Raw genomic sequence first — 12,395 nt, 5'->3', positions numbered from 1 at the left:
CCAAAGGCTCCCGACTGGGAACTATAGCGGTTGATCGCCGTTTCCATCGCGGTAAATTGTTTGTAATATCGGTTTTCCTTATTCGTCAGCAATCGGTTCATATCGCTGATTCGGGTATCGAGAGTCCGAAGCTGTTCGCCCAGCATCGAATTGGCCATGAAGGTTCCATTTTTGTCCGTGCTGTATGACGAGGTTCCCGCCTTTTCCGTCAACTGCTGGAGAGATTTCATCACCGTGCTGCTCAACCGTTCGAAAATCCCCCATTTGGGATCGACGGATTTGGACAGCCTGTTGGGATCGGTATCCGGCAAAGGACTGGGATCCTTGCTGGTAAACAAAGCTATGACCTGCTCCGGATTTTTTTCGATTGCGGCTCTAAGCTGCTGCTCGTCTTGAATTTTGAGCTTGCCGTACTCTGACCATTGTCCCGTCACGATGCCGAGGGATTGAACCGTTTTAATGGCATCGTCGCCCGTTCCGGTCGTTACGGTAGATACAAGCGCGGTTCTCATATCCGTAACCATGGAACTCAGGATGGAATCGTTTTTGAGCAAGCCGCTCTTGGCTTTGGATTCCCAGAGAGTGACTTCGCTCTCTTTCATGTCCGCCTTTTGCTCCTCTGTCAGAGGGGAATAAGTCCGGTACCGTTGTTCATTTAGCTTGGTATTGACCTGATCGAGCAGCGAGTTGTAGTCGCTTATGAATGACTTGATCGTATTGACGATGGAGTCGGTGTCCAGCTTCGAGGACACGGTGCTCGCACCGGCGCTTCCCGTCTCCGCCTTCAGTTGAAGGTTGAACCCGTTTACGCTGACATAGTTGCTCGCTGATTTCATGGAGATGCCGTTAACCGTGTAGGTTGCGTCCAAGCCATTTGAAGGCTTGAGAATACCGTCTTTTTTCAATATGCTTGGCGCATCGATAGTCAGCTCGTTTTTGCCGGTCGCATTGCTCCGGATGGACAGCTCCCCTCCGGATCCGATCATGAGCGTCGCATTCAATTCTTTATTGGAATTGATTCGAGCCACGACATCGCTGACGAGCTCATCCGGCTGAAAAGTGAATTTATACTCTTTCCCGCCCGAAGTGATGCTGATTTCATTGCTAGTGGAACCGGAATCATTCAGATCGCTCATTTTCGTATCCGCCTTGACGGAAGCCGCCCCTGTCTGCCCCAAAAGAGAAGCAGAGGTCGCCAGGTTTTGAACCGTTACGCTTAAGGAGCCGGAAGCTCCGCTGCTGGTGGACGTTACGGACACGGCAGCTGTATTGCCGGTCACCTCGGAGACTTTGGCGCTGAGAGAATTCAGCGTATTGTACTTGGAGAGCTTATTGTTTCGGAAATCCACCAGAGAGGTGCTGATATCCCTGTACTGCTCCTGCTGCCATGTAATAGACGTCTGGCTTTGCTTGAGCTTGTCGAGCTTGGCTCGCTCCGCCTTCATCATCTGCTTTACCATCGCATCAATATCAAGTCCGGAATTGAATCCGGATATGCGCATGCTGGTCATGATTGATTCCCCCTTTGACGGCTAGGTTTAGATTCGGTGGTCGACCAACAGTCCGGCTACTTCCATCAGCTTGGCCGCGACGTCCAATGTTTTTTCGGGAGGAACTTCCCGGATAATCTCATTCGTTTCTTTATTGATGACTTTGATCATGATGGCATTCGTTTCCTTGTGGACAGAAAATTCCACGGTCGTGTGAGGACCCTCCATCGCTTTGATGGCCCGGTCCACCGCCTTGATCTTCTGCTCGTCCGAGATGCTCGGGTGGGCGCCTCTAAGCTCTGCGAGCCTGAGCGCGTCTGTCGTATTAATGACTTGGGTCTTGCTGATTCCGGGTCTTGCAGCCTCTGCCGGCATGGCCGGAAGCGATGACAGCTGCTTGGTGTTCATGGACGAAAGATTGGATACGTTCATGGACATCGACGTTCCCTCCGATTGTTTGACTATAGTTTTTATCGGTTTAATCGCAAGAAGTTGTGAGAGTTTTCACTGGCTCAGGCCATCGAGTCTCGCTTGCGCCTTTTTATTGCCATGACGGGCGCTCTCGCGGTAGGCCTCCGCAGCTTTGTCGGCTTGTCCCGACAATTCATAATATAAGCCCAGGTTGAACTGCGCCGCATCCGTACCTGTCCCCTTGACGCTGTCATAACGATCGCTGTCGCCTATGGCTATTGCCGTCAAGTAGGAATGTTCGATTTTGGGCAGCAGGTGCGCACGAGTGGAAGGCTCCGCCATAATGTAGTCCATATAAAAAATTCCGCATGCAAAGTAATAATCGGGAAATCGGCTCGTGTATTCATGGGACTGATTGACCAATTCCATTCCCCGGTCCAAGTCTCCAAGACCTATAAGGGCGTACAAGTAATGCACGACTACATTTGGAGCATATGGTTCCCGGCCATGAAGCCGTCCCAGAGACTCCTCCAAATATCGGGATGCCTCAGCATAATTTTTGATGCCGTAATACTCCTTGCCCAATTGATAAGCATAATAGGATTTGCTTGTTCCCTCCGATTCATATTCCATGAGCAGCAGGGGGATGTTTCTTGTCGATTTATCCGCCCCTTTGTATCCGTCATGGTTTACGAGAAGAGGAATGTTGCGGCGGGGCGCATCGGATTGGGCCTGCTCATGAATTCTGCCGGCATATCGAACGTCTCCGGGAAGCAGTCTGGACACCCAGCCGCCGGCTTGGCTGTTATCCCCTTCGCCATTCACGAAATCGCTGTCGATTCGGATGCGCCCTATCTGTCCGTTATTCTCCATGAATAATCTGATCTCTTCCCAATCTGCAGATATCACGTACTCATCCGCATCCAGAATCAAATTCCATTCGGCAGACGACCGAGCCAGCGCGTAGTTCCGGGCTTCCGCAAAATGGTCTCTCCAATGGAAATTGAAAACCTTCGCTCCGAAGACCTGCGCGATCTGCTTGGTTCGGTCCGTCGAGCCGGTATCTACGATAATGATCTCATCGACATGAGAGCGAATGCTTTCCAGACAGCGGCCCAGCGTTGCCTCCCCGTTCTTGACGATCATAACCAATGCCAATCGCTTCTCCATGCCATTCCATTCCTCGCTCTATAAAAATAAAAGGACCTTAGATGAAATCCAAGGTCCTCGGGTAATGCGGTTGGATAAGGAAAGATTAACGGAGCAGGGACAGTACGCCTTGCGGAGCCGAGTTGGCTTGAGCCAGCATCGATTGCGAAGCTTGAAGGAGGATGTTGTTCTTCGTGAGAGCAACCATTTCCTTCGCCATGTCCGTATCGCGGATGCGGGACTCGGAAGCCGTCAGGTTTTCCGTCGTCGTGCCCAAGTTGTTGGACGTGTATTCCAGACGGTTTTGAACCGCACCCAGCTTGCCGCGTTCCGTTGCTACTGCGGAGATAGCATCGTTGATGTTCGTCAGCGTGGAAGCGGAAGTCAGTGCTCCAAAGCTGGTCGTCACAATGGAGGCAATGGTAATCAGCGTGCCTTTGTCATCCGTAACGATGCCGGCGCCGACAGTGATGCTCTTGCCGTTGAACGTCGTGTTCGTCAGGATGTTGCTGATTTGGGAAGACAGAGCCGTCATTTCCTCGCCAATGTTAGCCGTGTCGGCGGTTTGGTACGTGCCGTTGTCTTTTTGGATCTTCAGTTCCTTCATGCGCGTCAGCATGGCGGAAACTTCGTTCAGAGCGCCCTCAGCCGTTTGCACGAAGGAGATGCCGTCTTGCGTATTGCGTTGAGCTTGCTCGAGGCCGCGGATCTGGCCGCGCATGTTCTCGGAAATGGAAAGGCCGGCAGCGTCGTCGGCAGCGCGGTTGATGCGCAGGCCGGAGGAGAGTTTCTCCATGTTTTTGCTGGCAGCCGTTTGGTTCAGGCCCATGTTGCGGTGCGTGTTGACTGCGGAAATATTGTGGTTGATAATCATGATTCATTTCCTCCCTGAGTATAAAGAATATCCCACATCCTTGTGGTGAAGCAGTTATCAGGTCGGCCGCCCTTTAACTGCTCTAAAGAATATATCGGGGAGGAAAGCGTCATAGTTTATAGCTTTTTTTGATAAAATCAACGCTTGAATCTGATTTTTCAAATCTTTCATTGTGCGGTTGAATGAATGCTTTTCAGACAGGGCCCAGCGTACCCGTTCTTGACCACTATTCCTCTATAAAAACAAAAGGAGGACCTTGGATGAAATCCAAGGTCCTCGGATAAGGCTGTAAGATAAGAAAAGATTAACGAAGCAGGGACAGTACGCCTTGCGGAGCCGAGTTGGCCTGAGCCAGCATCGATTGCGAAGCTTGAAGGAGGATGTTGTTCTTCGTGAGAGCAACCATTTCCTTCGCCATGTCCGTATCGCGGATGCGGGACTCGGAAGCCGTCAGGTTTTCCGTCGTCGTGCCCAAGTTGTTGGACGTGTATTCCAGACGGTTTTGAACCGCACCCAGCTTGCCGCGTTCCGTTGCTACCGCGGAGATAGCATCGTTGATGCTCGCAAGCGAGGAACCGGAAGTCAGACCGCTGAAGCTGGTCGTCGTCACGGAGGCAATGGTAATCAGCGTGCCTTTGTCATCCGTAACGATGCCGGCGCCGGCAGTAATGCTCTTGCCGTTGAACGTCGTGTTCGTCAGGATGTTGCTGATTTGGGAAGACAGAGCCGTCATTTCTTCGCCGATGTTGTCCTTGTCAGCGGTTTGGTACGTGCCGTTGTCTTTTTGGATGTTCAGTTCCTTCATGCGCGTCAGCATGGCGGATACTTCGTTCAGAGCGCCCTCAGCCGTTTGCACGAAGGAGATGCCGTCTTGCGTGTTGCGCTGAGCTTGCTCGAGGCCGCGGATCTGGCCGCGCATGTTCTCGGAAATGGAAAGGCCGGCAGCGTCGTCGGCAGCGCGGTTGATGCGCAGGCCGGAGGAGAGCTTCTCCATGTTTTTGCTGGCAGCCGTTTGGTTCAGGCCCATGTTGCGGTGCGTGTTGACTGCGGAAATATTGTGGTTGATAATCATGATTCAATTCCTCCCTGAGTATAAAGAATATCCCACATCCTTGTGGTAAAGCAGTTATCAGGTCGGCCGCCCTTTAACTGCTCTAAAGAATATATCGGGGAGGAAAGCGTCATTGTTTATAGCTTTCTAGATAAATTCAACGCTTGAATCTGATCTTTCAAGTCATCCATAGAAACGGAGCGCTGAACGGATTCGCGGTTGGAATCTTCAATCGCGACATAGAGCTCTTTCCTTAGGATCGTGACGTCCTTGGGGGCGGAGATGCCGAGCCGGATCCCGTCGGCGGTCACTTCCAGGACGCTGAGCTCGATGTCATGGCCGATCAGAATCGACTCGCCCTTTTTGCGGCTGAGTACGAGCATCAGGCTTCTCCCTCCGTTCCAGCGGTTGTGACGGGAGCTTGCAGACCATGTCTTGTCGTATACCCCGTCCCCTCCAAAATGATCTGAACTCCCTTGCGGGCAGCTGCGTTCAAAATTACGGGAGCCACCAGGTTGATCGTGGCCTTTTCCAGCGAACCTTGAATACTAACAATATTCAGCACTCGAACATCCTCAATAACTGAGATTGCCAGCTCCTGCTCCGTCTGCTCGGGAAGATTGAACTCGTAATCCGGATAAAAGGAAAAGGGATCGACCGCGACGAAAGCAAGGCTGCCTTCCTCGATGGATTGCAAATAGTAGAACGGGCTGTCCTCCACATCGATCAATGTAAAGCTTTTATAGTTTTCGAAACCTGGAATGCCATGAGGGAATGTATACACCTCGTGATCCCGGAACTCCAATTGCCCGAAACGGGTCGTTTCTATCAGCATTTCAATCACTCCCAATAGTCGGCTTAATCTGTGGAAAAGAAGAAGAGGAAAAGAAGTTCTAAAAGATCAAGATCAGAAAGCCAAGATCAGAAAGCAAGATCAGAAATCCAAGATCAGAAAGCAAAATTATCAGAGATTAAGAGATTATTAATCAGGGATCAAAGATCAATAACAAGACAAGAAGATTAAAGATTAGAAGTTAATCATCAAGAAAAAGAAAGAGCAACAAAATCGTTATTCCGATTTTATCGCTCTTTTGCAATCGTTGGCAAAGGTTAATTGGGTCAGAGTGCCCGAAGTCCTTTTAACTCGTCCAGCCAAGCTTCAAGCCATCAGCTCCACTTGCGGGGGAGGAATGATGGTGACCGTCGGATATTGAGCCACCGTAACGTTCACCTTGGCAGGCTGGTAGTCCACTTCAGGCTTATGCGTCTGGACGTCGATGTTGACCTTCCAAGGCTGGATTTCGATATCCGGCGGCCTGACGTCGATCTGAATCCGGGTGTTGAAGATGGACGCCTCTCCGTACACCGGAAGAGGGCTTCTCTCCCGGAATGCTTCCGCAGCCGCCATATCCGGAATCGGGTTCTCCTTAGCGGATAAGTCCGATACCTGCCGCCACTTCTGAATCGTCCGAATCAAATGCTGCTGAGCATATTGGCCCGACTGGGAATAGATGCGCTGCGTGAACGCCTCCGGCTTGCCGCCGGTAATGGCGTTCCAGGTGTCCGTCTGGTCGATGCTGAGCACAGGCCGATAGGATTGAGCTTCCATCGGAGGCCTGGACGTCTCGATCTGGACGTCTGCTCTCCGCTGCCGGATATCGACCTGCGCGCGCTGGCTCTGGATATCGAGCTTGATCGGCTGCTGCTGGATTTGGATCTGCGGCAGCCGCATCCTAGTTCAGGAAGTTGACGAGAGAAGGCATGATGATCTTGGCGCCGACCGACAGGGAAGCCTGATACACGTTCTGGCTGACGGTGGAATCCAGGAACAGCTTCTCGACGTCGGCATCCTCGGTTTTGGACTGGAGGGCCGTCAGGCTGATGTTCATATCCTTCAGCCGGTTGTCCATCAGCTCCGCCCGATTCGTCCGGGCGCCGTTCTCCGCGCGTGCCGAAATGATTTTGTTCATCCGGGTTTTGATGGTATCGAGCTCGCCGCCGATGGCGCCGTAGTTCGAGGTCGAAAGCGCGGCTGAAAGACGGTCGAAAACGGAAAAGACGTTGTCCGTCGTGCCGGCTGCGTCTGCGGCTCCAAATACGTCGGAGGCTTTCAGGTTCACGTTGAGCGTGATCGATTCGCTGATCGCATAGGTCACGTCTCCGCCGTCGGCGGCGATTCCCTTGGCGTCCGCTCCGGCCGGGAAAGGCTTTTGATCGAAGCGCTGGCCGGCGAAGACGTATTTGCCGTTGAAGCTGCTGTTGGCGATATCCGTCATCTGGTTTTTGAGCTCGGCGATTTCCTTGTTGATGGCGTCGAGCGAGTCTTGCGTGTTCGTCCCTGTCGATGCCTGGGTGGCAAGACTGGTCACGCGCTGCAGAATCTGCGTCGCCTGATCGAGCTGGGTGTCGTTGAAGTCCAGCCAGGATTGGGCGGAGGCGACATTGCTCTGATACTGGGCATTGCCCGCCAGATCGCTGCGGTAGCGAAGCCCGTAGGTGATTCCGTTGGGATCGTCGGAAGCCTTGTTGATTTTGCGGCCGGTGGAAATCTGGTCCTGCTGCGTAGACATTTTGCTCAGGTTCGTGTTCAGGTTGCTCATCAGCTGGGCATGCATCATGCCCTGGGTCACTCTAAGCGCCATAACCGTTCATCTCCTTAACGTCAGCGGCCGACCTGTCCGGTGCCGTTGATCAGCTTCTCGAGCAGCTCGTCCATCGCGGTCATGAAGCGGGCGGCTGCGTTGTATGCATTTTGGAATTTGATCATGTCCGACATTTCCTCATCGGTGGAAACGCCGCTGACGGATTGCCTGCTGCTGTCCGCCTGATCGACCATCGCCGTTGAATTGCTGTACTTCCTCTGCGCTTCCTGGGATTGGACGCCGAGCAGGCCGACAATGGAATTGTAATAGCTGCCGACCGTCGCCGAGGATACGGAGCCTCCGGAAGAGGTCAGATCGATCGTGAACGCCTTGTCCTTGGCCTCGCCCATCAGCAGCGCCAGCGTATTGTTGCCTTTGACGACGGTGGTGACGCCAGCCGCGTCCGTGGAAGTGCGCATGGAGCTGGCGATCTTGTTCGGATCGGAATTGATGGCGGGATTCAGCCTGATGCTGGCTGCCGTAATGCCTGTCGCTCCGCCGGCCGTATCGAAGGTAAAGAAATCAAGCCCTGCCGTCGCAGGATCCTCCAGCGTATACCCCAGCTTGTGCAAGCCGTTGATTCCTTTGACGGTCATGACCGTATCGTCCGCCAGAGGGACGGTCGTTCCCGGCAGGACGGAGCCCTTCGGTACGGTGACCTGGAATTCCCCGTTGGCCAGCGTATTCGCCAAAACGTCCAGCTGCGTCTGCAGCCCTTTGACGTTGGCGTCGCGCGCCTTGAACGTGCCGAAAATCTCGCCGCCCTGGAGATCGCCCGCTTGATAGGAAGCCTCCAGCCCCGCTCCGGTAAGCACCGAGCTGACGGTTCCCGCAACGAGGTTGGCGCCGCCCATGGCGATGGAATACCCATCGGCCGTCTCGGTCACGTTGACGTTGACCAGCTTGGAGAGCTGGTCGGTGAGCAGATCCCGCTTGTCCCGCAGGTCGTTGGCTTGGTCGCCCATGCCTTCCATGCGCTTGATCTGGCCGTTCAAATCTGCGATCGAGGACAGGATGGAAGTCGCCTGCTGGGCCTTCGTATCCGCGCTGTTCGTCAGATCCCCGCTGAGATCGGTCAGCTGCTTGCTCAGCTGGTTGAACGAGTCGGTCAGCGCGATCGCATTTTGCTTGACGATCTGGCGATTCGTGATGTTGCCCGGATCCTTGCTGAGATCGGACCAGGAGGACCAGAACTTCTCGACCAGAGTACGCAGTCCCGTGTCGGACGGTTCGTTGACGATCTTCTCCAGCTTGTCCAGCGTCTCCGCCTGGATCTGCCAGCTGCCCTGGGCCTGGGTTTCGCCCCGGAATTGATCATCCAGGAAGCTCGTGCGCAGACGGGTGATCGTGGAAGCCTCGACACCGGTGCCGAGCTGTCCGGCAGCGGTCGAATGAAAGAATCCGAACGGCTCCATCGGCGTCGCCGCCGACATGTTCACGCGCTGGCGCGTATAACCTGCCGTATTGGCGTTGGATATGTTGTGGCCTACCGTGTTGAGAGCCGTCTGCTGCGTGAACAGGCTTCTCTTGGCCGTTTCGATTCCGTGAAAAGTGGAAGCCATTAGGGCTGTCCTCCTCTAGCCTTTTCTGTCGAACATGCCTGCCTTGGCGTAACCGCCCGGGCCTGCCTGCGGATGGATATAGGTATAGTCGTCGTGAGGCTGGTCGCTGGCAAGCTCAAGGGAAAACTCGATGAATTCAAGCGACTGCCGCAAAAGCTGCTGGTTATGCTCATTCTTCATTCTCAGCCGCTCCAGCTTGCCGCTCAGCTCCTGCTGGATCTCCGTCAGCTTCTGCTTGTCCTCCGGCTGGCTGACCGTCCGGATCAGGTCGGCGAGCTTGCCGCTGCGAAGCCGGAGCTGCAGCTTGGAAAAATGGATGTTCACCTGCGTCGTCCTGCGCTCCTCCAGCTCGCCGGCCGCTTTCACCAGCTTGCGTTCTTTCATCAGGAGCGCATTCAGGGCATCCAGATCCCCCTTTACGAGCGCGGGGGTCTTTTGGTCGGCGAGCTCGATCATCTGAGAATAAAGAGCATCCTGCTGCTCCAGCGTATCGATAATCGCTTCTATCGGCATGATGCTTCGCTCCTCAAGAATTCAAATGATCCCATAGCTTGTCGGCAATCTTGCGGGCGTCTACGCGGTAATTGCCGGAAGCCACTTCGTTCTTCAGCTCCTGGATGCGCTGCTTGCGCTCGGCGCTTTCCGGCTGGCGGCTGGCTAGCATTTCCTTGGCCTCCTCGGAAATTTCCACTTGGTCGGTCTTGCGGGGACGGGCGCTTTCCTGCACCCGGTTCTCGGCGCCTGTCTTCTGATAAGCGCTGACAGGAAGGATCCTGCCGGTTTCATTTATTTTCATTGCCATTCACCTCGTTATTGGGCTTTCTGATCGGCCTTGGCTTCTACACGTATTATCGGCCTGCCCAAAAGCTTTCTGAATAGAGCGGTCGGACTAATTGTCAAGTCCTATATTTATCGTATAAACAAGAATTTCATCCCGTACTCAAGTACGATCTTTGCCTATATTCTTGCTCTGATAGGCCCTTAAGGCCGATGTGCTGCGGAGCGCTTCCTCTTCAGCCGACTTCATTCGACGCACGTCGTTCTTGAGGCGGGCCCGGCAGGACTCGCACATATGGTCTTCGCGGATCAAAATTCCGCAGGATTCGCATGGATAACTCAAATTAGGAGAATCGATTAGCGAAATACGGCCTTCCTTGATGAACTTCGTGATCTGCCGGATGCTGACGCCGGTCATGTCGGACAGCTCGTTGATGGCCGTGCCCCGGTTCTTGCGGAGATAGTCGGAGCAGAGCTCGTATTCGCGATCGATTTCCCGAATGCACTGAGGGCAGACATCGCGGAAGTTTTTGGCGAACAGCCTGCCGCAGCGCGGGCAATTGTCGAGATTGTTCATCGGATGGGCCAAGCCCCTTTCATGATACCAGACTGTGTAGTTCTATTATCGGCGGAGAGAGCGTCACATTGGAGTCCAGGATGGCAGGAATGTATTGGGAATTGCATGAGGAACCCTTGTATAGAGAATGCAGAGGCCGAAAAGACCTGGGAACGTTCCGCAGGCAGACGCTGAAGACATGCCAAACAGCTCCGCCGCCTCTTGAGGGCGGGGAGCGATTGCACAAGAAAAGAAATAGGACGCTCTCAAGCCCGCGCCCAAGCAAGGGAACGGATATCGAGCGGCACAGGCGAAGCTGCATGCAGCGCGTTGGCGCAGCCGTCCAGCGTCCCTCCCGTCGTATAAATATCATCCACGATGAGAAGGCTCAGCGGCGCGACGGAAGAGGGCGAAGCGCCCGGGTACGAAGCTCGGTTTAGAGCGGCTGCCTGCAGAAGCGTCTCCGCTTCCGCTGAGGCAGAGAACAAGGACTCGGAAGCTTGCAGTCGCTCGCTCCGGGATTTGGAGCTCATCTTCCCACGTTCCTCCCGGCGCCGGAGCAGGTCTGCTACGGGCAAGCCGACATGCATGCCGAGCCGATGCGCCAGCCGCTCCGCCTGATTGAACCCCCGCTCGCGCAGACGTTCCGGGCTGACCGGCACATACGCAATCAAATCAAATGCCGGGCGTGAGAGGCCTTGGCCCGCCCTCATACCGAGGGTATCCGAGGCCAGCTGCTCATAAGCGGGCAGCAGCATGGCGCCGAGCAGGGGGAGCAGCGCCTCGTCTCCTTTGTATTTATATCTCGCGAGAAGCTCCTTCATGAAAGAATCATAGCGGACGGAGCTCCGGTTGCGGAGCAGCCCCCCGTTAGTCCGTCTCCGGCAATCCCCGCACTGTTCCGGGCGTCCGCACACCGGACAGGCCGTCTTTCGGATCCAGGGAATGCCTGCCTTGCATGGCCGGCATAGGGAATCCTGCCAGCCTCTCGGAAATGCATCCGGAGGCAGGGAGCTCGTCGCATAGATGCCCTGGGAATTGGGGACTCCCGGCCGGTATGGCTTGCCGCACATGATGCAGCGCGCCGGTGCCGGCGAGAGAAGGTCCAGAAGACGGCGCAGCAGCGGGGCTGAAAAGGACGGCTTCTCTCCTCCCGGCAGGAATGGACCTGTTCTCCCTGCGGTCCCGGCCGCGGGACGGTCGTGCTTGGCCATCATCATCGGCCCCCCCGCTCCGGCTGGCAGGCCGAGTCGGGCCCTCCGAGCGCTCCGCCGCCGGCCAGCCGGTTCATGGCATGGATTTGACGGATAGCGCCCGCCTGAGATCCCGTGTATTCCGGCGCCGCGAAGTATACCCTTCCTCCGGGGTCATCCGACGATCTGCCCGCTCTGCCTGCGATCTGCACCAGCGATGCTTCTCCGAAAATGCGGTCATTGGCGTCCAGGACGAAAACGTCGCTCTTAGGAACCGTCACTCCCCTCTCGAGAATAGTCGTGGTGACCAGCAGCCGGATGCCACGTTCGCGGAAGCGCAGCACCTTGTCACCGCGTTCGGGATCTTGGGAATGGGTGCCCGCCACCTCCGTGCCGGGAAACCAGGCGGCCAGACGGGCAGCCAAGGGCTCCACCTGCCGGATTCGGCTGACGAATACGAAAATCTGGGCATCCCTCGCCAGAGAAATCCGGATCGCCTTCGCCAGGCTGCGGGGGAGGCTCCCCGCTTCGATCAGACGCGCTGCCGGCGGGCAGGCGAGACGCTGGGGAACCGGCAGCGCATGGCCATGGTAGCGGACCGGTACTTTGGCATGCGGCAGCCGGCCGCTTCGGGCGAGCCGCCGCAGATTCCTGCCGGGAGTCGCCGTCAGCAGGATGACCGGCGCCCCC

The 12,395-nt window shown here is 55.3% G+C and carries 15 protein-coding genes; all 15 read right to left on the bottom strand.

Annotation, left to right across the window (positions count from 1 at the left end):
• The coding region (gene fliD / locus BN871_RS11165) for a flagellar filament capping protein FliD (RefSeq protein ID WP_048746004.1) at nt 1–1,511 on the bottom strand (1,511 nt) is incomplete at its 3' end.
• Nucleotides 1,512–1,538: 27 nt separating this feature from the next.
• A complete protein-coding gene (locus BN871_RS11160; RefSeq protein WP_232312974.1) occupies nt 1,539–1,928 on the bottom strand; it encodes a flagellar protein FlaG in 390 nt (129 codons plus the stop codon).
• A 66-nt stretch (nt 1,929–1,994) separates the two neighbouring features.
• A complete protein-coding gene (locus BN871_RS11155; protein ID WP_048746003.1) occupies nt 1,995–3,047 on the bottom strand; it encodes a glycosyltransferase family 2 protein in 1,053 nt (350 codons plus the stop codon).
• A gap of 109 nt (nt 3,048–3,156) precedes the next feature.
• Nucleotides 3,157–3,924 carry a flagellin gene (locus BN871_RS11150; RefSeq protein ID WP_048746001.1) on the bottom strand — a complete coding sequence of 256 codons (768 nt, stop codon included), beginning with the start codon at nt 3,922–3,924 and terminating at the stop codon, nt 3,157–3,159.
• 304 nt (nt 3,925–4,228) lie between these two features.
• Nucleotides 4,229–4,996, bottom strand: coding sequence for a flagellin (locus tag BN871_RS11145; RefSeq protein ID WP_048746000.1), 768 nt, complete (start codon nt 4,994–4,996; stop codon nt 4,229–4,231).
• 116 nt (nt 4,997–5,112) lie between these two features.
• Nucleotides 5,113–5,358, bottom strand: coding sequence for a carbon storage regulator CsrA (gene csrA, locus BN871_RS11140; RefSeq protein ID WP_048745999.1), 246 nt, complete (start codon nt 5,356–5,358; stop codon nt 5,113–5,115).
• Entirely contained in the window at nt 5,358–5,810 is a 453-nt protein-coding gene (gene fliW / locus BN871_RS11135; protein WP_048745997.1) for a flagellar assembly protein FliW, read from the bottom strand. Before fliW ends, csrA begins: the two co-directional genes overlap by 1 nt.
• 324 nt (nt 5,811–6,134) lie before the next feature.
• Nucleotides 6,135–6,707: a DUF6470 family protein gene (locus BN871_RS11130; protein WP_021881534.1), complete on the bottom strand. Its 573-nt coding sequence runs from the start codon at nt 6,705–6,707 to the stop codon at nt 6,135–6,137.
• 1 nt (nt 6,708) lies between these two features.
• A complete protein-coding gene (gene flgL / locus BN871_RS11125; RefSeq protein WP_021881533.1) occupies nt 6,709–7,617 on the bottom strand; it encodes a flagellar hook-associated protein FlgL in 909 nt (302 codons plus the stop codon).
• A 20-nt stretch (nt 7,618–7,637) separates the two neighbouring features.
• Entirely contained in the window at nt 7,638–9,179 is a 1,542-nt protein-coding gene (flgK, locus tag BN871_RS11120; protein WP_021881532.1) for a flagellar hook-associated protein FlgK, read from the bottom strand.
• Between the two features lie 15 nt (nt 9,180–9,194).
• On the bottom strand, nt 9,195–9,692 hold the full coding sequence (locus BN871_RS11115) for a flagellar protein FlgN (protein WP_048745995.1): 498 nt from the start codon (nt 9,690–9,692) through the stop codon (nt 9,195–9,197).
• Between the two features lie 13 nt (nt 9,693–9,705).
• Nucleotides 9,706–9,975 (bottom strand): flagellar biosynthesis anti-sigma factor FlgM, encoded by a 270-nt coding sequence (flgM, locus tag BN871_RS11110; protein ID WP_021881530.1) that lies wholly within the window; start codon nt 9,973–9,975, stop codon nt 9,706–9,708.
• A gap of 144 nt (nt 9,976–10,119) precedes the next feature.
• A complete protein-coding gene (locus BN871_RS11105) occupies nt 10,120–10,533 on the bottom strand; it encodes a TIGR03826 family flagellar region protein (protein ID WP_048745994.1) in 414 nt (137 codons plus the stop codon).
• A gap of 245 nt (nt 10,534–10,778) precedes the next feature.
• Nucleotides 10,779–11,732 (bottom strand): ComF family protein, encoded by a 954-nt coding sequence (locus BN871_RS11100; protein ID WP_021881528.1) that lies wholly within the window; start codon nt 11,730–11,732, stop codon nt 10,779–10,781.
• The coding region (locus BN871_RS11095; protein WP_048745993.1) for a helicase-related protein at nt 11,729–12,395 on the bottom strand (667 nt) is incomplete at its 5' end. The genes BN871_RS11100 and BN871_RS11095, both read right to left, overlap by 4 nt.

The sequence above is a fragment of the Paenibacillus sp. P22 genome (genome assembly GCF_000469945.2).
In the GTDB taxonomy this organism is placed as follows: domain Bacteria; phylum Bacillota; class Bacilli; order Paenibacillales; family Paenibacillaceae; genus Paenibacillus_O; species Paenibacillus_O humicus.
Note: the sequence above shows the minus strand (reverse complement) of the source record. Positions and strands in the feature narration are given on the sequence as shown.